Raw genomic sequence first — 22215 nt, forward strand, 5'->3', positions numbered from 1 at the left:
AAACATATAATTCAAAAAACATAGGCTTTTCTATTCCCTGACACATGTCAGATTCATCTCTTGCTTAAGAAACTCGATAATCTCATTGCGCCTGTTTACCAAGATATAATGGTTTTCTTCAGGATCAAAGAACAAGCCGCCATGAACTCCCATCTTACTGAGCCTGCTTGCCTGATTTAGCATCAAACGTGAAGAATGATCCTGACCGCCACCAATCAGATTGATTCTACATGGCACCTTCCTCAATCCTCCAAGATTACAGGAGATAGATGTCAGACTCTTGAAATCTTTTGCATGAGATGAGTGCATGGCAGCCACTATCGCACTACCTCCATTTGAAAGCCCCATCAAGTGAATCTGACGATGGTCGATATGATAGCCCATTCGCTCCAGGGAAGGTATGTAATAGCTAAAAATCTCATTGATATCACGATTTGTAAAGATGCCACTCATGCTGCGAGTACCGATGCTTAGCACGATACAGTTGTTCAGGTCCTTCCAGATACCCTGATAGAGTTGCCAGTTGCCCAGGTATCCATGAAAGAATACAACCAGCGGATATTTGAATCCGTTCTCCTTGCTCCATCTTACATTCTCATCTCCCTTAGGGTCGCAGATATAAACAGCCCTGTCACTAGTTCCGAAAGCCTCATTGAAAGCCTGCACATAGACGCCAGACATTGGATTATCCATACCAAGATTGTCATACGGAGTTAAGAAGTTATGAATCTTACCATTGGCAATATCCTGATTGGCTTGTGCAATAAGAGTACCACCAACGCCCATCATGCTGATTACAGGTCGGGCAATCATCAGGTTTCTAATACCAAAGTTCACAATCTCTTCCTCTGGAATCAGGGTATTGATGAGATATTGAGTAAGCGGTGGATGCTTAGCCTCTCCATTCTTATCCAGATAAACAAGTCTCACCCTGTCATTAGATTCGATGCGATAACGGGGCATTGCCATCCACAGGCATACGAAGAAGAGCATCCAATAAGGCTTCATCCCCCATTTCTGCATCCATGCTGGAAGCATCTCAAAGATGTGGTTCTTCCATACCAGGAAGAACAGCATCAGCATGATGGTTTTGTAAAACAGAGAGGCAAACAATGCCCAAGCCACCACGAGCAATACAGATATAATACATTTCTTAGTCATGATTGATAATGTTTAAATTCTACTTCTAATATCCGAGACTCACCCCCTATCCTTATGGCAAGGTAAAAGTCCCGAGTGCAAAAGTAGAAAAAAATAAGCAAGTAATGATGCTATCCATACGTGGATTGTATCAAATACTCGCTTATGTGTATGAAATCATCAATGCCTATAGCATCAAATCCTTGATGGTTGTACCATTCATGAATCTGCTTAAATCTACCCTTTCTCCAATACCATGCAAATGTCCGGTTTCTGAATCAAGTTCTTTAGGATTATTCATAAAAAAAGAAAGAAAAATTTGGTTATTCAAAATAAAATGAGTAACTTTGCAGACATAAAAAGCCAACAGCATCCGATAGGTTGTTCTTGGTCATGGTCTATGTAGCCATGCATGAAAAAACTACATGCAAGTTTTTGCGAGAACCCAAACTGCAAACTTGATTTCCATATTAGATGATTTGTTCTTCTTTTAGGAAGAGCATTACACTTAACAGATTACTTTTATATCAATAAAATTTTTAAAATGAAGAAGTTTTTTTTCATTTCAATAGTAGCGGGCAGTTTCCTAACGGGCTGTCGTCAATGGTATTCGCTACAAAACTTCCTTGGCTTTGGACATTACGAAATAGTCTCCAACGCTGAGAATTGGTTAGATAACAACAGGTACGACTCTATCAGTCAAAAATGGATTGGCCCTGATTCAGCAAGAATAAACTATATAGATGCAGAAGCAAACAAAATAGAGATGAATAAAAAAGACTATAAAAATAAGAAAAATGAAAACAAATAATCAAATAATTCTTAAAAAGAAAAAAGGTTAGTGGTGGAATATAGCTACCAACAAGCCCTTTAGTGGTCTCGCCTCAGTAAATGGACAGACTTTTCTATATACAAAAGACGGAAGAAAGATTCCATAGTCAAAGCCTGCCCCAAACATCCATAATTTTATAAAAAACTTATGGATGCGAGAGAATCCAGAAAATAAAGGATTCACAAATGGCAAGTACTACTATTACCAAACCACTAACGGAAATTGGGATATAGGCCCAGGTGTAGATAAAGCCAAACAAACAGATGCATTCAATAAACGAGCCGCACGAGGTTTTACCCCAACAGAGATGAATGCAGAAGTTATGCAACGAGCAAAAGACACATTTGTTCAAGTAGATAAAGCCTTAAAGACCGTGACGCAGTTTCCTGATACTGTCAGTCCGCAGATAAAAGAAGGATTAGCAGATATAAGGTATCAAACAGGTCCGTTGGTTAGCAATTATCCAAAGCTTTTAAAAGCTGTTGCAACAGGGAATGTCAAAGATATGGCTAATGAATCAAAAGTCTACTTTTGGGACAACAAAAAGAAAGCCATGTCCTTTGACAAAAAAAGATTTGATACCCGAATGAAAGAAAACTTCCATTATCGAAATGGAGGTCATCTCTCTAGAAAAGCATTGCGATTGCTATCCAAAGACTTTAGAACAATAAATCATTTGGCATAATCAGCTCACCGCCCTTTGTTAGCAGTAACATTCTAACAAAGGGCGTTTTCCTTACGTAATGATAAAAAAAACAACTTGGTACATTTTTATTATTTCTTACAACATCAAATCCTTGATGGTTGTACCATTCATGAATCTGCTTAAATCTACCCTTTCTCCAATACCATGCAAATGTCCGGTTTCGGAATACTGCCAGATATTGCACTTTCCTCTGCCGTCAATAGCGGGTTGTCGGGAGTTATAATTGGCGATGAAGAGATAATAACGCTTGAACTTTGCCCCCATCTCCTTATTATAGAAGCTCTCGTTGCTATAGATGATAGGATACTTGCCATAGTGTTTCTTCACCAACCCACCCATCGCTTCACCTTATATGGCGACACCACATACATAATCCCCAGACCAACACCAGCCAATACAACCAGGCAGCCTAAGGAAACCAAAGTATATTTTAATCCTTTCTTCATTACATTTTATCTTTTAGTTGTTTTCAGGGGACAAAAGTAATGAATTTATTTGAAACGGCATAGAAAGTAAGGGGATAATTGTATGAAATGGGGGCTGAAAGTACGAAACTCAAATTCTTTAGGATTATTCATAAGAAAAGCGAAAAAAACTTTGGTACTTTCAAATATTAATCGTAATTTTGCAACAAATTAGAGTATCAAAAATTTAGGAGGATTATTATATGACTAAAATAATGTCAAACTCAAAAGAACGACTAAACGATAAAGCCCAACGCTTTTTCGAGGATAGCTGTACCGTTCAAGAACCAACAGTTGCCTATCATCACGATTATGCAACAGAGGCTCATAACGAATCCGAAGAATATCCTTTTATGTCATCATGCAATAATGACGAGTTGGCGAATCATGTCTTAGCCCGTGAAGAAGAATATGCTAGAACAGGCAACGCCGTTGACTTTCTAGAAATGATGGCCGATTTCAAAAACGAATTCGAATGGTAAAGATACGTGTATTACCACCAATGCCTATTCTGAAAGACTTTCATCGAAATTATCGTAGCGCACTGCTTATGGACAACTTCAAGCTCATTTATCGCTACGACAAAGAGCGTGACGAAATCGTCATTGCTGACATTTGGTACACCAAACGTTCTCTACAAACATTATTGAGACAATTTAAAAGGAAACTATAAAAACTTAGCGAGCTGAAGGATTACTTCCTTTTGCTCGCTATATTTTTATCTTCTACCATTTCACCACCACCATAATTCTTATCGTCGATGGGGAAAATATAATTACGTATATTACTTTACATTATTGTTCCCTGATAAAGACTTTTCTGAACGTTTTTAAAAGAAAGCATCCAATACTTCCTCAAACACATCATTAGGACTCAGTTTATTGAAGAGACACATAGAAGTTTTGAGCTTCAGCACGTCAATTCCGCTTCCCATGATATATTTGATGTCCTTATCCTTGTGGAGCAAGAGCGCCTTGCAGCATTCACGGAGTCTATCACCCAGAATTTCATGTTCAACATAGGCTCTGGCTTCACCCTCGCCATCCAAGCCATAGTATCTTGAATTGTAACTATGTCCGAGTCCCTTCTGTTGCGGGAAGATATACCATATCCAATGGCTTTGTTTTCTACCTCCTTTCAGTTCACTTAAAGCCTGGGTATAGGCAACCTCCTGTGCATCCAGGAAGCGCAAGAGATCATAGTGTGGCTGCTGAGCCTTTAGATATCCGATAATGTCCGAAGGTGTAGAATCGGACGCCAAGCTTTCACCAGCGACATTTTTCTCATTATCAATTCGTTTGGGGCATTTACCTGGAACGAATAAAGCACTCAAAGACTTCACAAAAGTGACACCTAATTTTAAAAGATTCATCCTCGTTTTAACGTTTTATTAAATTATAAGAAACGGCACATACTATATTGTTTACTTCTTAAATACTATCCAATTCGTTTGATATTTAGACCATGGCTTTATTGGATGTATTTCATGGACAGTTCCTACAGAATCACGATACCACGAATAATTCCATCCTGATCCCATATCTAAGTACAGAGCATATTTGACCTTCAAGTTTGCCAACTTTTCCACAAATTCGCTATAAGCCAACGCTTGCTTAGCCTCAACAATGCACAGCTTGCCATCTAGCTCACATAATGCCCGATAAATATTCAATGGCTTATCCTTTCTAAATCTAGGCATAACTCGCCCATTATAAATAATCATATTCTGTCCAAAGCCCATACCTCTATGCTTTTCTGCTTTCCTAAGTTCACTAGCGTAACTACCATACAGGAACTTCCATTTGCCTTGATACCAAACAAAAGCCCCCGTATTCGTTTTAGCCACGTAGCCTTTATAAAAAATACCACCAGACACATGATTTCCTGCTACATTGCGATGCGCAAAAGAATCCAAGCATTCCCCTGTAAACGCAGCCTCAGCACAATAGCCCACAGACATATCCATGTCTTTGCTTGGTCGCTTACCGCAAACAAGATCTACAGTATTATAAATCGGTGTAAAGACTATCAATTCCCCAGTGTCTTTCCGATTGACAAAAGTTCTAGCATTGGAACTTGGCGCTGTATTCATTATTGTTTCAGATAGGCTGTCAGCATTTACCTCTATCACAGAAGGTTTAGGCTTATGGTTACAAGATAGCATAACCATAAGCACAAAACACATTGATAGAAGATTCAACTTTCTCATTTCAAATCATTTTCTTTTTCCGAAGATGGCATTCAACACCATATTCCCTATTTTTCTTTCCAATCCAGCCTCAGATGTTGTTCATCCTCATTATCAGTATATTTCATATCAATATGACGATGTTATCACCATACCTTTTTTAACCTTTGCCTTAAAATCTACATAAGCCGCCCCCGCAACATAACTCCTTGTTCTCGGACAATAAAGACAAAGAAAACAACGCAATTTATCTTTCTTTTTACGCAATTGCATAGCATTATTTGGCAAGTAGATTGATACTGTAAAAGATTGACTACTATTTGCAGTTGGCTTTATGGTATTACCAGCAACATAAACATCACCAGAACCTGTCATAGCATATGAATTCCAAGAATTTGATGCTTTAACAGGCGAACCTGTACCATCATTAATGAAAACTACAGGTATCAACTCTATGCCTTTTGCATTTTGAACATACATTGTCGCACGAACCAATAAGGAAGATGAACAATTATGGTTCAAATACATAGTACTAGTAGTAGCCTTTATGTTAGTCACATCAAAAGGAACAGCAGTTTGCGTTATGTCTACACGCAGATATTGATCATCCGCCACTACATAAAAATAACTACTCCGATCTTCATATTCTGAATTTGCCAAGGTATATAGCATAAAGCTATTAGATGACGTTTTTACATAAGAACACCAAGATGGCAAATTTGTAACCGCCCAATCTTGACCGTCAGTACTCACCAAATGCTCTACTTTTGAACTAAAATGTCCTACAATTATCGAAACGGATTTTCGACCGTCGACATAAAGATAAGTAGCTAGCTTTTGTCTTCTCCTCAATGTTTTCGAAGAACGTTTTTTATGTCTAGAAGATGAATTTCTTATATTTTTACGTGGACTATTCATCGCCACTTTATTTTCAAACCGATGTATACTCTTTTGCACTTTAGGTACAGAAGTCACAGGCTTCCTATCTTTTGTAACATCTCTTTTAGGCTTAGACTGTGCATCGACCGAAAGAAATACAAAAGACAAAAATAAAATAAATAGTAATCTCTTGACTATCTTTTCCATACTATTCTCCATCAATAATTTTTTGAACAGGAACATGCTTATACCAAGTACCATTCCATGGTTCTCCATTATTAAATTCACCAATAAAATGCTCTTTTTCCACGTCGAAGAAGATACCCTTAAACCATTTGTCATTTTTCAAGGATCCTCTAAAATAAGATCCATCTTTATAAAACATTATCGCCGCAGAATCGACACGCTGTCCTTCTGTAAAATTACCATAATAATACAAACGTTTCATCTTGTCATTCTTTGGATATATGGCGATGCCAATTCCATTAGGCTTTCCATTCTCCATTGGACCATAATACATATACTCACCTGCATCATAATTTGTTACGATGCTAGGGAAAAGAACTTTGTTCCACACAATAACACCCAAAACAAAAGCAACCAAAGCAAACACTCCAACCCATTTCATATTGCGTTGTTTATTCTTCAAACTATTCACCTGCTTTGCAAGTTCTTTCTTGGAATCAGTCAACTTATTTATTTCAGCTTTGAGCTCTATAATTTTCTTCTCCTTTTGAGTAATAACACCTTTGTAACTGTTCAAAGAGACAGTTGAATAGTTCTTATCTTTATAAACAAACGTATATCCATAGGTATATGAGGCTGTCAGGATATCTTCCTGTTTATCTGAATATTCAAATACCTTACAATCATCTTTGCTTACAGCATAATTCAACACAGGAAGTTTCTTTTCCTTCCCTAAAAGCGAAAAAGACGTATGTAATTCTCCAAGAAACTGATTGACATAGTCAGATTTCTCAATAAACGTATTGCACGCAAACTCAACATCTCCCTTTTCTGAGAATTTCAGAATTTCACCATCCACAACCAAAGAAGTAATACATTTCTCAAATTGTGCAAACATAGCTGCTATGTCAGTCATATATATATCGTTAACCAACACACAAATACCTAGATAGTCTTTAGCTGAAAGCTGTCTTATATAGCAATAATACATCAAGTTGGAATCACGATGTACTACAATTTGAGACTGCTTAAAAGACTTTTTCTTAGGCAGATTAGAAAGTACAGAATTCAAATAATCATGTGGCATTTGATAAAACCTACCACCTATTAATCCAAAAAGATATGTGGAATTATTCATTATTCTTTTAATTTAAAATTCAGAGTTTGATTATCATTATCTATCGTAATGGTAGCTAATCGATTCAACACCTCATTTCCTAATAATAAAGGCGCATTGATATTAGCCGAAACTACTGCCTGAACATTGGGACAAGTTATCTGATCATCAATAACAACTTCCCTCAGATTCACAACCATATTCTCTACAATAGAACCGTCTGCAACTTGTGAGTTAGCCATACCTAGAACATCCTCATCTGTAAGTTTACCCTTCTCATAAAGGTACCTAGCCTCAGCTATAGATATCAATGTACTAGAACAACCTGTATCGAAAATCATATCTAAACCGACACCATTAACAGCAACCCTAACATACTTCACCCCATTCTTTTCACGAAAAGGCACAATAATCTCTTTACTTCCAGGCTTTATATTTTCTTCGGATATTGAAGAAGAATCTACCTGTTCCTCTTCAAAATCCGAAGTATCTACATAGACTGGACGTTTCTTTTCCTTTGCGCAACTCATCAACAAAGGAAAGAGTAATATAAGAACCAAACGTCTATCCATTATTTTCTAGTATTGCCAGTTTGATTATTTGTTTTTTTTGAGTCTTGAACCTGAGAATCCGTCTTACTCACACTTCTCATCATTTTAAAAATGGAGCGCTGATTAGACTCAACACGTTTATTTTGTTTATGCAAACAATCTACCTGATCAACTACTCCGCTAATTTTTGTTTTTATCTGATATCCCAAGACACATACCATACCAAGTAATACTAATAGGAGTACCGGGGTTAATGCTTTACGAAAAAACGAAAAAAAGGAAAATTTCTCTTTTTTCTTTTTCGTTGATACCACTGGAGGTTGAACATTCGTATTCTCATCTTTGGAAAGAGGAACTATCTCACCCAACAGCTTCACAAGCGTTGCCAAAGGATTCTTAATCTCTGTTACCACCACTTCTATCTTACGCAATTTACCTTGCTGACGAATAGTAGCTTCCATTTGTCGAATCTGATTCAGCAAACTATTTATTTTATCATCCTTTTCCTTCATCTCACTTTGCAATGCAGACATAGAAGAAGTCATTTCTTGCAGTTTACGAGATAAAGATTTTTTATCTTCAGATGCGATTTCACGCTCTTGAAGAATTTGCTGGTTACATTGCTTTTGCACAATATCCATCTGCTTATCATACCCATTCTTCAATTCTGCAACTTTCTTCGAAGCATAATATGGTGACAAGGCTATACGAGAGTAGGAAGAAACACATTTCATCACATCTTCTTGTGAATAGTCATACAAATTAAGAGCAACAGTTGATTTACCACCTTCAGACATTACTTTTGGAATTTGCAGAAAACTTGTACTTCCAAAACTAGTCTGTATCAAACCAAAAACTTTGTTTTGAATATCTTTCAATACATCGGAAAAATTCCCAAAATCACCAATTTTATATTGTACTCTATCCTTAACTATCTGTAAAATAGAACCTACGATATGATTACGATATACCAAAGACAAAATTTGATACATCGCAATATAATCTAAGCAATAAGCATCCATACGAAGAGTCATTCCAAAGTAACCTCCAGAACGTCCATTCACGTCAATCGTATTAGAAACCAAATATGTATAGTACACAAAATTAGCACCATTTAGGCTTCGTGAGTAAATATACATTTTCTCCACATCAGTCTTACCATCATAAAACTGACCTAAAAAGTTCTTTTCCTCACTTTTTCCCCAAAAACTTTCTCCTTTGGGTACACCATGAATAAAAAATTCAACATCCATTTTATTATCCTCTTATTCGTTTAACAAAAGTTCTCCAGAGCATTCTCGGATACACATCATGTCCCTCTTCGAATGTCAGTTGACCATCTGCCGCTTTTGAGAAGTCTCCAGTTTGAAAAGGGCAGAAATCAAAATTAAACGGGTTCCATAATTTTGTTATAGGATTCTGATTTTTGAATGGCACAAAGATGTTTGGATACCAATAATCAGTATTCTTTAATGCTAATTCTAACTTAACATTACCAGGACCAACTACAAAATCCGTCTCATCAACCTTATTGAGGACAAAAACAACTTTATCAGAAGGTGTTATTCTGGTCTTCAATTTGCGAATTTTACTTACATAATTATTTCTTGCCATTTGATCCATGCGCTCATTGGTCTTAGCAGGCTCTAACATTATTGCCCAAATCTTTCGATTATCACTATTAATGATTGCATTGACATACTTTGGAAAATCTTCATGAGGACTTTCCGGCTTGAAATAATACTCACCAGGTCCTTCCAAAATTTGACATATTGTTCTTCCTTCATGCAAAACCTTTACCAACATAAAGTTGATACCACTTGTTGAAGCAGCTGCATCTTCGCTATTTATCATCGAGTCAAAATTATCGCACATCTCCTTATAATGTCTATCAAAGCTTGGACGAAAAGACTCATCTGGGCGAACAGTATAGCCTTCCTTTTGCAAAAAACGTGACAAACGAATCAAAGTCATTGTTTTACCACAAGCTGGTGGACCAAACAAAACTATGACAGGAGTATCTCTATCAGCAATCGTAACCTTTATTTTATTGGGGTCATTCAATTCTTCCACACTCATACCCTTATCATCTATCTCAGAAGCATTGGTATTCACATCAGACAAAGGATTACTATTAAGAGTATCCTTATTTTCAGTATCAACAACAGGCACCTTAACCTCTGCTGGTTCTCCAAAATTTATATCTGCCATTTTATTTAAAATTAATAGGTGAAACTTACATCATTTCTCTTTTTTTGAAAGCAATATCAAAGAATATAAACGCAGCAACATCAACCAAAATAGAAATTACTATCCAGAATGCAAATCCATGACCAGCATATTGACCTTTCAAGAAATCTTCCCAAACGTCAAAAACACTAATCATTCTCTTGACTTTAGTTACAGGATTATCTGCAGTATATAACATTTCGTCTTCCTTTGAAGAGAAATTAACAAAATCCTTATTCTTTTTTATCGTATTATACCCTTGATTCAATTTATCACAAACATCCTTAATATCGTCAGCATCATTCAAATCAATGGTACCATTATCTATAGATGACTTAACTATATGCAAATTCTGCTCTATAGCTTTTGTCTCCTTCAAATTTTCTGCATTAGGCGTCATGATATTGTTCATAATATTGTTTGCTCTGGAATCAGCCAATATATAGAACTTCGTACGATAGGCATCACACAATTTTTGTCTATCCTGCTTTGAAGTTCCCTTAATCGCCAATGGTTCCAATTTATCAACACATAATAATTTTGCAAACTTACGGAATATTTCTTTAGATTTAGGACCAAAGCCAGGATTTGCCTCATTCATAATTTCAGCCTCCAATTCTCCCAACAAGGCGTCTAAACTATTTTTCAGTTCATTTACCTTCAAGGATGCCTGCTTCTTATTATTGCTATTATTCTTTATTTGTCCCAAATAACCACATGTTGTTGAGATGTCAGTCGTAACCTTATCATTGATTACTGTACGATAAAAAAAAGTATGAGTATTGGTTGGCAAACTACATACAAGCCAAAAAACTACAAGAATGATTATGCCTAAAACAAGATTCATTCCTCTCTTTTCCATATAAATCTTTTGATTCAAACTATCTACTATCATTTTAGTTCCCAAGGAGGCTATAACAAAAAAGCAAACAGTTACAATCCAACACATAATTGTTGGCCAAGAAGACAACAGCAAATGCAAAGATTCTGCTGTCGCCCAACAACTCACAGAGGCTAAAGCCAAAAAAGCTACAATAGAAAAGAGCTTCAAATAATTTGTCTGATTCATATTTTATAAATTTTAAAACAAACCATTTGACTCCTAATGGCATAATTATTAAGTTTTTAAGCATATACAAAAAACGTGGAGCCAGTCTGTCACTCGTTCCACTGTGTAAAGGCTCTCGCATTGCCCTATCTGCCGAAACGAGCAACGCAGAAAGCCCCACGTAGATGCAAATATAGTTTCCCCTCCCTACCAACGAATGAAACATCCGAAGCCAAAGAGGGCTGTATATAATACACCCCATAGGGCGTCCCCGTTGCTTTGTTTTTGACAGATAGATGGAATTTGCGAGATTCTTACACAGTCAAAACCAAAGCGTACAGTTACGCCTTTTATGTATATGTACATTCCTCACTTTTTACCCCCTAAGGAGCAGTAAAGAATAGACATTGCAAAAATATAAAATTATCTTGATTTCTCCAAACTTTTAACTAGTTTTTTTATCCTATGCCTTTTTTTTCTTTATTTTTTTTCAATTTTAGTTCTTCACCACCGCCCCCTTTCTCGTATTCACCAAGAAATTACCGAGCGATGACTTCACCTGATACACGCCATTCTTGGCACTCACTAACATTGCCGATATTCCCATAAAGCAGATGCCGCCATTTTTCTTCTCAATGGTGTACTTTCCGAAAGGAGTAGCTACGATGATGTGATGCTTGGTATTCTCAACCACACCATACACTGTGCCGGATGGAGCCTGCTTTACCTGCTCGGCTACGCTCTTTACGGCATTTGCCACATCGGTGTTGTTACTCTTTGCAAAACTGGTTGTGGTGGCAGCTACTACCATCATCAACGAAATCATAATCTTCTTCACACCTTATTATATATTAAAGGGTTATACTTCATAACCAAATCTGATCGGCATCAACCTCAAAATAATGATGAGCTATGATATCACGTAACCCTTTCACATTTTTCCAATCAATTTCAGGATGAGTTGTAAGAAGTTCTCCATTAGTTAAGTATATCCAATGCTACATATTTAATCTTCATCTCTGATAATCAACTTATTAAGTGTGAAAGGAGAATATCAACACAGGATACAGCTTCCACTCCTTATCCAGCTTGTCGATAGCAAGCCCCTTGAACGATACAAGCAAAGGAATTGCTCCGTCTTTGCAATCCGTCGTAATAATAAGCCACTTTCAAAAACACTCTTCACTCTTCACAAATATGGTATAAGTATTTGTATATAAGGAATTTGTACGGGTGAAGAGTAGTGCGCTACTCTTCACCTCTCTTCACCCCCAAAAAATCTGCATCATCTGCGAAATCTGCGTGACTTTCTTCTAAGACCGAACAGGGCGAGCTTCCATTTCAATTTCGTGCGTAACCCTAAGGTGAAGAGTGGTGAAGAGTGATGCGTAACTCTTCACCTCTCGCAACCCCAGTGTTTATCGGGGTTTCAGCCGATTTGGTGAAGAGTGAAGAGTAAAAAGCGAGTGGTTGTTTTACCAGCTCCCGACGTATCGTTTTGTGCCTGGCAATGGCAGGTTATTGCCCTGGTAAAGGGCAATGTTATGCCATAGTGAGGCAATAAGCGCTACAAGCCGTTTTACGCATCGTCAGTACTATCATAACAACCTCTCAGTAACGTCTTTGCGCCTTGTAAATACTATCGTTGTTGCTTGTAAGTACTATCATTGTTGCATCGGTTTTACGTAAAAAGTCTTCGGAGTAACCTTAACTTGTTACCGGAAGAATTAATGTTATAAGCCGGAGAAGCCTATATCTTCAGCCGCACAACAGCTGTTGTGCGCTTGCATAACAGCTGATATGCGCTCGCCCACCACCTGTTGTGCAAGCGGATATCAGCTGGTGGGCGATGAGTTATTGGATATAACGGATGCTTGACATCATTCATCAAGCATCCGTTTTGCAAATCACCTACTTCATTTTCCACCCATCAATGGTTCCCGTCTTCGATGAGAAGTTGCAGCCTATCTGATAAATCTTTCTGCCATCTGCTGCATATTCCCTGGCATAGCCCATATCCTCTATCTGCTTCAGGGCTTCTTCAGCCGAACCATCTCGCTTGAATTCGAAGATGTAGATATAGTTCGGAGTCTCTACCACACAATCTACCCTACCTTCGCTTTGCTGCTTTGACCAGCGTCTGGAAACCGCTTCTCACTTCATCATTCGGGAAATCCAGGAGATAGGAATCGGTATCCATATTCCAGTCTTTGATGGTAAGATAACCGCTCTGATAAATCATAGGCAACGGTGATTCCACATCTGCCTTGTAGTCGATAAAACTACTCGTAGGATAAAACCTGTTCACCATCTCATTGATGTTCTCATCAAAATGAGACAACAAGCGAACAAGATAGGTTGGCGAACCGGTGCGGAACCAATAATCTGCCAGGAATAGCCAGAAAAAATAGCGAGACTGAAAAAGTTCAGCTGAGAAAAAACGAAAAGGCAGCTGCTGGCATCCTTCTAATGCCAACAACTGCCTTTCCTTTATTTATCTATGCAACTACTGTTTAAATTCTCTCAAATTGAAAGAAGAACGGCTGTTAAGCGAAGTTCTTCATATTAGTTCTTGCGCCATACTCAGCGCATCCGGCAACGATCATTGCCAAAACCATACCTAATACCATCATAACTTTTATCCTTTCTCTATATTTATCTGTTATCCTAATCTTTACCTTATTTCGAATCAACTTCCTGGAAGCATCCGGAGATGCCTCTCAAGGTTTGATTACTTGCCGAGGCTAATCTTCTTGTTGACATTTACAACCTCTGCAAAAAGGGCAGCTACAACTGCCAGTGTCATTACTAATACCATCATAATAGTTATCCTTTCTTTACTTTAATTATTCGTTATCTATCTTTTCGAGTGCAAAGGTAATGCCTTTTTGTGTACGCACACAATGTTTTTGGGAAAAACTTCAAAAAAGGGCCGTTTTCTTGATTTTCATCAAATTCTGTCATAGGAAACAGGGCAAAATGACATGTCAATCCAGGTTTTTTCAATCTTTAGAACACTCGTATTTACGATGAAACACCAGGAGACAGAAGGCTCCAGCCAATGCCATCGGTACACCGATGAGCGCAGGGTAATTATATCCCAACCCCATCGCCACGGGGATTCCGCCCAAGAAGGCACCCAGGGCATTGCCTAGATTGAAGGCTGCCTGAATGCAGCAACCACCCAGCATTTCACCACCCTCGCTGTGCTTCACAATGAGAAACTGCTCTGGCGAACCTATACCGAAAAGGCAGGCACAACTGACAAACATCATCGCTGCCGATACCCAACCGATATGCGACAGAAAGAAGGTAGCCAGCAAGGCTGCGGCAGCCAGAAACTGCAGATAGCAGGTAAAGCGGCCCGGCTTGAATCTATCTGCCAGCAAGGCACTCACCTGATTTCCTACCACCATACCCAAACCGGCAAGAATCATCAACACAGAGATACTTGCCGCATGGAAACCGCCATTCATCTGCAAAAGCGGAGAAATGTAACTGAACCAGCAGAGAATACCGCCGTTGCCCAGGAAAGTAGCAGCGATGATAAGCCAGGGAGCCAGATGGCGCATAAACCGGAACTGCGCCTTCATACCCTTGTTAGGCAGAGCCTCTACATTAGGAACCCACTTGTAAATCATATAGAGCGTGATGACGCCCAACGCCACCGATATGAGAAAAGGCACTCGCCAGGAGATGGTATGACTCAGGAAGGTGCCCAGCGGAACACCCAGCAGATTGGCAAACGGCATACCGGCACACATCATCGCCACCGCCTTGGTACCCTTACCCTCCTTTGCCATCTTCACCGCCACGATGGTAGCCGTACCGAAATAGGCACCATGAGGAAGTCCCTGGATGAAGCGGGCACAAAGCAGAAGCCCGTAACTAGGGGCTATCGTAGCGATGATGGCTCCCAGAATCACCAGCGAAGTAAGAAACAAGAGTATATTCTTGGGGCGATACTTATGCATCAATATCAGCGAGAAAGCACCGGCGCATACACCCAGTGCATAGATAGAGATGAGATGACCAGCCTGAGGGATGGACACATTCATGTTGTGCGCCACATCGGTGAGAATTCCCTCAATAATAAATTCTGCGATGCCCAGGGTAAATGTACCCAAGGCGAGTGCAAACAATCCTTTTTTCATACGTTAATTATCCTTATCTTTTTATCCTAAGTTTGTTTTCAGGGTGCAAAATTACAAAAATCTCTACACATATAAATGATAAGGGGGCAAAAACTTTGCCCTTTCAAGATTTATTAGTAATTTTGCACTCAAAAATAAAAAGAAGAGGGATGAAGCGGATGCTGAATCCCTCTTTCATCATCAACAATAAGTAGAATGCCTATGCTGAATATTGCAGAATATTTTCCAATTACCGACCCTACGCTGATCTTCTTCGTAGTGCTCCTCATCATCCTCTTTGCCCCTATCATCATGGGTAAACTCAGAATCCCCCATATCATCGGAATGGTGCTGGCGGGTATCCTCGTGGGCAAATACGGACTGAACATCCTGGAACGAGATGCATCTTTCGAGCTGTTCGGCAAGGTGGGACTCTACTACATTATGTTCCTCGCCGCCCTGGAGATGGACATGGAGGGTATGAAGAAAAACAAATCGCGGCTCATCATCTATGGTCTGCTCACCTGCTTCATTCCCTTCTTCCTCACCTTCGGCATGAGCATCTGGTTGCTGCACTATTCCATCAGGGCATCGTTTCTGCTGAGCTGCATCATGGCTTCCAATACCCTGATAGCCTACCCTATCGTTTCCAGATATGGTCTGCAGCAGAAACCGAGCGTTACGCTGAGCGTGGGTTCCAGCATGCTTTCGCTCCTGATAGCCCTCATCATGCTGGCAGGTCTCGTCGCCTCGTTCTCCAAGCACGATGGTCTGCTCTTCTGGGTACTCTTCACCGCCAAGTTTGCCGCATACTGCGGAGTAATGATATTCCTGATACCGCGACTCACAAGATGGTTTCTGCGCCGGTACAGCGATTCGGTGATGCAGTTTATCTTCGTGATGGCGATGCTCTTTATGAGTGCGGCTCTCTCACAGATGGTGGGCATCGAGGGCGTGTTCGGTGCCTTCTTCGCAGGTCTTATATTAAATAGGTATATCCCGCACGTGTCTCCGCTGATGAACCGACTGGAGTTTACGGGCAATGCGCTCTTCATCCCTTACTTTTTGATAGGTGTGGGCATGCTCATCAACGTGGGACTGCTTTTCCAGGGCAGTCATATCCTTTGGGTCATCTTCTGCATCGTGTTCTTCGGAACCTTGGGAAAAGCCATCGCAGCCTATGCCGCCTGCTTCGGATTCCGGTTGCCGCTGTCATCGGGTCACATGATGTTCGGTTTGACTTCTGCCCATGCCGCCGGCAGTATCGCCATGGTGATGGTGGGTATGAACCTCCTGGTGGGTCCGAACACCTATCTTGTGAACGATGACATGCTGAATGGTGTGGTAATGATGATTCTCTGCACCTGCGTCATCTCTTCGATGCTCACCGACTGGAGTTCCAGAAAGATTATCCTCCGCGACAAGGAGCTTCCGGATGCCGAAGATACCAAGAAGGCAAGCGATGAGAAGATTCTCATACCGGTGAAGTATCCGGAATATGCCGATAATCTGATGAGTCTCGCCTTCCTGGTGAGAAACCAGAAGCTGAACAGAGGACTGGTCTGCCTGAACGTAGTGTATGATGACAAGGATATGCGATACAAGCAGGAACAGGGCCGACAGCTGCTGGACCATTGCAGTCAGCTTGCCGCAGCCACCGACGTGATGACGCAGACGCAGGTTCGCATTGCTGCCAACATCGCCAACGGCATCAAGCATGCCTTCAACGAGTTCCAGTGTTCCGAAATCATCATCGGCATGCACATGCATCCGGAGGTTTCGCCTAAGTTCTGGGGAGAGTTTCATCAGAGTCTCTTCAATGGTCTGAGCCGCCAGATCATCATGGCACGCATCAAGCAGCCGCTCAATACCATTCGCCGAATACAGGTGGCAGTACCATCGAGGGCAGAATTTGAACCGGGTTTCTACCGCTGGGTAGAGCGACTGGCGCGCCTGTCAGGCAATTTGGATTGCCGCATCCAGTTCCACGGCAGGGAGGAGACCCTGGCACTCATCAATGAGTACATCACCAACCGCCATCAGGAAGTAAGAGCCGAATACACCCTGATGCAGCATTGGAACGAGATGCCTCAGCTTGCCTCCCACATGAGCAAGAACCATCTCTTTGTGGTGGTGACAGCCCGCAAGGGAACCGTTTCCCACAAGTCGGCATTAGAGCGACTGCCGGAAGAGCTAACCCGCTTCTTCTCGGGCACGAACCTGATGATTATCTTCCCAGACCAGCACGGAGATTCATCGGGCAATGTACTGACATTTGCCGAGCCTCAGCACCAGGAGGAAATCAGTGCCTACGTGGCATTCAACCAATGGTTCAAAAAGAAATTCAGAAAATAAAGAGAAAATAAAGGATACTAAAAAAGGTCGCCAGCATTTGGCGACCTTTTTTAGTATATAAACAATCAAAACGATTTGGAGCAATCAAGACGATTATTATGATTTACTTTGTATTCAAAACCAGCTTCTTGGCTTTCATCTTTTCGCCTGCCAATATCTATCCCTCATCCTTCTGGTTACTATGCTTCATCCCAACATTCATAACAATGACACCCGCTATTCATTATCAAGACGCTCACTATTCCCTATCGGAGCAAGGCACATCGCCATATTTATGCTTAGCCATTAATTACCATCTCAATATAAAGAGAATTTTCCTTTCACACTTAACTCTCTTATTTTCAACACAATCCAGATTCCGTGAAAGGAGATTTATGATCCACCTTAAATATTTTCTGCAAATCACTCCACCCACCACTAGAATATCTTCTTTTGAGCAAGGTACGTCCCCACCTATCTGGTAATGCATCAGAAAAGCATCCGAAAAATACAGAAGTCTGCCGGCATCACCGCCAGCACAATATCCCCCACTCCATCTGGCTCTCCAAGATAGGAAAAGATTCGGGATGTAAAAACGAAAAAACAATAGCCAAAGGCTCTCTTGCTTCCATACAAGGGAGCCTTTTTCTTTGTAAAAGCCTCAAAATTTTGCCTGCTTTCTTGTCTGTCTCAATCTTTTTTTATATTTTTGCAAAGAATAAGCAAAATAGCAGCAATGAAAATAGACAATAAGGCTCTATGAGAAGTTATAAACCATATATCATCAAACTATGCATCGTTTTCCTCTGCTTTGGCAGCCGGATACTTACCAGCTCTGCCCAGAAGGTAGAGACAAACGATTATTTCTATGTACTCAATACCCAACAGGGGCTTTCTGATAACCATGTCCTACAGATGATGCAGTTGACAGATGGCAGATTGGCGGTGAGAACTCCCAAGGGCATCAATCTCTATGATGGAAGGCGCTTCTCCTTGATTCCCCTTCCTGCAGAAAAGGCAGAAAACATCACGAAATACAAGGGGCAGACGCATCTTTATGCCGATAGCCAGGACAGGTTATGGGTAAAGGAATATCAGAAGATATTCTGTATTCTGCTTGCAGAGGGCAGAATTCTGGAACATCCCCTTGACGCTCTGTCAGGAAATGGAAAAGAGGATAAGATGAAAATGATGCGAAACGGCCCGACCCGGAATGACATTCAGGATCTGTTTGTAGATAGCAGGAAGAAAGTCTGGGTTGTTATGGGTGATTCGCTGCTCAATACGCAGGATGGCAATCTAATCCATTTGAAGAAGGAATGGGGGTGTCTGCAGGATCTGGATACCGATGGCAGACAGGTTTATGCTTTCATGGATTCAGGAATCGTGGCGGTTTTTCAGAATGATAAGCTGACCTATACCGTTTCTGCCTATTCTGCAGCCGAAGCTATTAATCAGGATCCCGAGCTGATTCTTCAGGTGCGTGCTTTGGTAGAACAGCATCTGGAAGATGGCGAATATGGCGTGGAGCAACTGGCACAAGATCTCTGTATGGAGCGGACAGGACTTTATAAAAAGCTGACGGGTCTGACCAATACTACTCCCGTGGCATTTATCCGCAGCATCCGGCTTCATCGTGCAGCAGCCTTGCTTCAGGAAGGTAAGCAGAGTGTGAATGAAATTGCCGAGCGAACGGGATTCAGCTCGCCCAGCTATTTCACCAAGTGTTTTAAGAAGGAATTTGTTTTATCCCTTTTCCACCATTTAACATTACCTTTGCAACCGAAATACAATCTTATGTATTTAGAACTGGACAAATCATAAACCCTCTAATATAATAAACAAAAGTATGCTAAAGAATTTATCTCTCATTGCCCTTTTGGGCATCGCTTCCGTTGGCATTCCAAGTGAACTCTGCGCCAAGAGCATAATGGTGGCAGGCACACAGAAAGGTGCGGCAGCCAAGTCTATCACCCGTCAGGTGGCTCAGCAGAATGTAACCATCGAATTCTATTCTCCATCCATCGTCCGTATCTTGAAATCTGATGCTGGACTTGGTGCTCCCGTTCAGAAGAAAAGCTATTCTGTCATCTTGAAGCCTCAGCAGCTGAAGGATGTTCAGATACAGAAAAACGGAGATATTGTAAATATTAAATCCAGTTTAATTTCCGTCGAACTGAACCAGCAGACTGGCGAAATCCGCTTCCTTTCGAAGGATGGAAAGCTGCTGCTTACCGATACGAAGACCCGTTTGGAAGCCCGCAAGGACGAAGCCAACAAGGGCAAGTACCGCATAGAGCAGGACTTCCGTCTTGCTGATGACGAGGCCATCTATGGTCTGGGACAGCTGCGTGATGTTTATATGAATCAGCGTGGCCGAAAGAACATCGAACTCTGGAATCATAACACCTATATCGCCATCCCTTATTTCACCAGCGAGAAAGGCTATGGTCTTTACTGGGACAATGCGGGAAAAACCTATTTCAATGATGTAGTAGCATCCAAGGATAATGGCAACCAGCCATCATGCACTTCCTTTACCAGCGAAGTGGGAACCTGCGCCGACTACTATTTCATGTACAAGGATGGTACGCAGGATGGAGTCATCGCCAGCATCCGTGAACTGACCGGACAGGCTACGATGTTCCCGAAATGGGCGATGGGCTTCTGGCAATGCCGTGAGCGCTATAAGACCAGCGATGAACTGGCAGGCGTATTGGATAAGTATCGCGAACTGAAGATTCCTACTGATGCCATCGTGCAGGACTGGCAGTATTGGGGATGCGACTCCAACTGGAATGCGATGAAATTCCAGAACCCATATTATATAAATAAGGTGGGAGACCCAGCCTTTGCCAAGTATCTTCCTACAGATATGAAGCAGATGAAGGCACAGGGAGAGCCTCGTCTGAAGAGTCCGGAGGAAATGGTGAAGTATGTTCACAAGAACGATGCCCATCTGATGATTTCCATCTGGGCAAGTTTCGGTCCTTGGACAGAGCAGTATCGTGAACTGAAGAAGATGAATGCCCTCCTTCCTTTCGAAACCTGGCCAAGAAACAGTGGCGTGATGCCATACGATGTCTTCAATCCGAAGGCTCGCAACCTCTACTGGAAGTATCTTACTCATCTCTACCAGATGGGGTTTGATGCCTGGTGGACCGATTCTACGGAGCCAGACCATTTTGAGAAGCCGGGTGACGAGAACTATCAGACCTACGATGGTTCATGGTTGGGCGTGAAGAACGCCTTCCCATTGTTGCACAACAAGAGCATCTACGAGCACCAAAGAGCGATGAAAGGCAACACAAAGCGTTCGCTCCAGATGACCCGAAGCGGCAGTCTCGGTATTCAGCATTATGGCACCATCTGCTGGAGCGGTGATGTGGTGGCTTCCTGGAACGAGATGAAGAATCAGATTCCATCGGGCTTGAACTTCTCGCTCTGCGGTATCCCATTCTGGAATACCGACCTGGGTGGTTTCTTCTACTGGGAGTTTGAACAGAATCCAAAGAACCCTGCCATTCAGGAACTGCAGACACGCTGGATGCAGTGGGGAACCTTCATGCCATTGATGCGTAACCACTGTTCTTCGCCGATGGTAAGCGAACTGTATGAATTCGGAAAGCAGGGCGACTGGGCTTATGATGCTATGATTAAGACCATCAAGCTGCGCTATCGCCTTTTGCCTTATATCTACAGTACGGCTGGCGACTGTGTACAGAATAGCGGAAGCATGATGCGTGCCCTGATAATGGATTATGCGGCAGACAAGAAGGCTTCCCGTCTGAACGATGAGTATCTCTTTGGCCGCAACATCCTGGTGAAGCCGGTAACCGATCCTTTATACACCTGGAAGGATAAGGAAAAGAAAGGCCATACCATCTATCCTGATGTAAGGAAGGCAGCTGCGCCTGTGAATGTTTACTTGCCAAAGGGTAATAAATGGTATGATTTCTGGAGCAATGCCCAGTATGAGGGTGGTCAGGATATCCAGCGCCTTTGTCCTATCGACATCATGCCTGTATTCATCAAGGCTGGTACCATCCTGCCATTCGGTCCTGAGGTGCAGTATAGTTCAGAGAAGCCTTGGGATGAGTTGGAAATTCGTGTCTATCCTGGTGCTGATGGTAAATTTACGCTCTATGAGGATGAGGGCGACAACTACAACTATGAGAAAGGTAAATTCTCAGAAATCCAGTTTGTATGGAATGAAGCAGACAGAATCCTGAACATCGCGCCACGCAAGGGCAGCTATAAGGGAATGCTCCAGCATCGCAGATTCCACATCGTGCTGGTGGGTGCTGATAGCGGAATAGGTGATCAGCCTATGCAGGCAAGCAAGAGCGTGGAATATGACGGAAAGGCTGTAAAGGTACAGCTGTAAAGTTGAAAATGGGAAAAACCG

20 protein-coding genes and 2 pseudogenes are annotated in these 22215 nt (G+C 41.3%); 7 read left to right on the plus strand and 15 right to left on the minus strand.

Annotated elements, in window-relative coordinates; all coding sequences use genetic code 11:
• Nucleotides 1–30 precede the first annotated feature (30 nt).
• Nucleotides 31–1161: a hypothetical protein gene (locus CFT61_RS10145; RefSeq protein WP_089544317.1), complete on the minus strand. Its 1131-nt coding sequence runs from the start codon at nucleotides 1159–1161 to the stop codon at nucleotides 31–33.
• A 523-nt stretch (nucleotides 1162–1684) separates the two neighbouring features.
• Here CFT61_RS10145 and CFT61_RS10150 point away from each other — a divergent pair.
• Nucleotides 1685–1951 (plus strand): hypothetical protein, encoded by a 267-nt coding sequence (locus CFT61_RS10150; RefSeq protein WP_089544318.1) that lies wholly within the window; start codon nucleotides 1685–1687, stop codon nucleotides 1949–1951.
• Nucleotides 1952–2123: 172 nt separating this feature from the next.
• On the plus strand, nucleotides 2124–2657 hold the full coding sequence (locus CFT61_RS10155) for a hypothetical protein (RefSeq protein ID WP_089544319.1): 534 nt from the start codon (nucleotides 2124–2126) through the stop codon (nucleotides 2655–2657).
• Between the two features lie 96 nt (nucleotides 2658–2753).
• Here CFT61_RS10155 and CFT61_RS10160 read toward each other — a convergent pair whose 3' ends face one another.
• The gene (locus CFT61_RS10160) at nucleotides 2754–3017 is read right to left on the minus strand and encodes a GH25 family lysozyme (protein ID WP_089544320.1); all 264 of its coding nucleotides are present in this window, start codon (nucleotides 3015–3017) and stop codon (nucleotides 2754–2756) included.
• A complete protein-coding gene (locus CFT61_RS17275) occupies nucleotides 3002–3124 on the minus strand; it encodes a hypothetical protein (protein WP_254918930.1) in 123 nt (40 codons plus the stop codon). Before CFT61_RS17275 ends, CFT61_RS10160 begins: the two co-directional genes overlap by 16 nt.
• Before the next feature lie 221 nt (nucleotides 3125–3345).
• On the opposite strand from CFT61_RS17275, the gene CFT61_RS10165 reads away from it, so the two are divergent.
• Entirely contained in the window at nucleotides 3346–3624 is a 279-nt protein-coding gene (locus CFT61_RS10165; protein ID WP_089544321.1) for a hypothetical protein, read from the plus strand.
• A gap of 347 nt (nucleotides 3625–3971) precedes the next feature.
• Here the strand turns inward: CFT61_RS10165 and CFT61_RS10175 are convergent, their stop codons facing one another.
• The 12 genes and pseudogenes from CFT61_RS10175 to CFT61_RS10235 all read right to left on the minus strand — a co-directional run bounded on the left by CFT61_RS10175 (nucleotide 3972) and on the right by CFT61_RS10235 (nucleotide 15494).
• Nucleotides 3972–4514 carry a DUF1810 domain-containing protein gene (locus tag CFT61_RS10175; RefSeq protein ID WP_089544323.1) on the minus strand — a complete coding sequence of 181 codons (543 nt, stop codon included), beginning with the start codon at nucleotides 4512–4514 and terminating at the stop codon, nucleotides 3972–3974.
• A gap of 51 nt (nucleotides 4515–4565) precedes the next feature.
• Nucleotides 4566–5351: a hypothetical protein gene (locus CFT61_RS10180; protein WP_142990608.1), complete on the minus strand. Its 786-nt coding sequence runs from the start codon at nucleotides 5349–5351 to the stop codon at nucleotides 4566–4568.
• A 108-nt stretch (nucleotides 5352–5459) separates the two neighbouring features.
• A complete protein-coding gene (locus CFT61_RS10185) occupies nucleotides 5460–6416 on the minus strand; it encodes a hypothetical protein (protein WP_142990609.1) in 957 nt (318 codons plus the stop codon).
• A gap of 1 nt (nucleotide 6417) precedes the next feature.
• Nucleotides 6418–7533 (minus strand): hypothetical protein, encoded by a 1116-nt coding sequence (locus CFT61_RS10190; RefSeq protein ID WP_089544326.1) that lies wholly within the window; start codon nucleotides 7531–7533, stop codon nucleotides 6418–6420.
• The gene (locus tag CFT61_RS10195) at nucleotides 7533–8084 is read right to left on the minus strand and encodes a retropepsin-like aspartic protease family protein (protein WP_089544327.1); all 552 of its coding nucleotides are present in this window, start codon (nucleotides 8082–8084) and stop codon (nucleotides 7533–7535) included. Before CFT61_RS10195 ends, CFT61_RS10190 begins: the two co-directional genes overlap by 1 nt.
• Nucleotides 8084–9316 (minus strand): hypothetical protein, encoded by a 1233-nt coding sequence (locus CFT61_RS10200; RefSeq protein WP_089544328.1) that lies wholly within the window; start codon nucleotides 9314–9316, stop codon nucleotides 8084–8086. The genes CFT61_RS10195 and CFT61_RS10200 overlap by 1 nt, the downstream gene beginning before the upstream one ends.
• Nucleotides 9317–9320: 4 nt before the next feature.
• Complete coding sequence (locus CFT61_RS10205; protein ID WP_089544329.1) at nucleotides 9321–10274, minus strand: hypothetical protein; 954 nt, start codon at nucleotides 10272–10274, stop codon at nucleotides 9321–9323.
• 25 nt (nucleotides 10275–10299) lie between these two features.
• A complete protein-coding gene (locus tag CFT61_RS10210; protein WP_142990610.1) occupies nucleotides 10300–11361 on the minus strand; it encodes a hypothetical protein in 1062 nt (353 codons plus the stop codon).
• 475 nt (nucleotides 11362–11836) lie between these two features.
• Nucleotides 11837–12178, minus strand: coding sequence for a hypothetical protein (locus CFT61_RS10220; RefSeq protein ID WP_089544332.1), 342 nt, complete (start codon nucleotides 12176–12178; stop codon nucleotides 11837–11839).
• Between the two features lie 28 nt (nucleotides 12179–12206).
• Nucleotides 12207–12326: pseudogene (locus CFT61_RS17425) on the minus strand (HepT-like ribonuclease domain-containing protein); the annotation flags it as partial.
• 925 nt (nucleotides 12327–13251) lie between these two features.
• Nucleotides 13252–13732, minus strand: a pseudogene (locus tag CFT61_RS10230) (PD-(D/E)XK nuclease domain-containing protein); the annotation flags it as partial.
• A gap of 610 nt (nucleotides 13733–14342) precedes the next feature.
• On the minus strand, nucleotides 14343–15494 hold the full coding sequence (locus CFT61_RS10235; protein ID WP_089544333.1) for an MFS transporter: 1152 nt from the start codon (nucleotides 15492–15494) through the stop codon (nucleotides 14343–14345).
• Nucleotides 15495–15695: 201 nt separating this feature from the next.
• On the opposite strand from CFT61_RS10235, the gene CFT61_RS10240 reads away from it, so the two are divergent.
• The 4 genes from CFT61_RS10240 (at nucleotide 15696) to CFT61_RS10250 (ending at nucleotide 22194) form a co-directional block, all read left to right on the plus strand.
• Nucleotides 15696–17828, plus strand: coding sequence for a cation:proton antiporter (locus CFT61_RS10240; RefSeq protein ID WP_089544360.1), 2133 nt, complete (start codon nucleotides 15696–15698; stop codon nucleotides 17826–17828).
• Between the two features lie 432 nt (nucleotides 17829–18260).
• Nucleotides 18261–18560 carry a hypothetical protein gene (locus CFT61_RS16600; RefSeq protein ID WP_142990611.1) on the plus strand — a complete coding sequence of 100 codons (300 nt, stop codon included), beginning with the start codon at nucleotides 18261–18263 and terminating at the stop codon, nucleotides 18558–18560.
• 6 nt (nucleotides 18561–18566) lie between these two features.
• On the plus strand, nucleotides 18567–19631 hold the full coding sequence (locus CFT61_RS10245) for a helix-turn-helix domain-containing protein (RefSeq protein WP_089544334.1): 1065 nt from the start codon (nucleotides 18567–18569) through the stop codon (nucleotides 19629–19631).
• A gap of 25 nt (nucleotides 19632–19656) precedes the next feature.
• Nucleotides 19657–22194, plus strand: a complete 2538-nt coding sequence (locus tag CFT61_RS10250) for a glycoside hydrolase family 31 protein (protein ID WP_089544335.1) — start codon at nucleotides 19657–19659, stop codon at nucleotides 22192–22194.
• The last annotated feature ends 21 nt before the right edge of the window (nucleotides 22195–22215 follow it).

It is taken from the genome of Segatella copri, from assembly GCF_002224675.1.
Classification (GTDB): Bacteria; Bacteroidota; Bacteroidia; order Bacteroidales; family Bacteroidaceae; genus Prevotella; species Prevotella copri_U.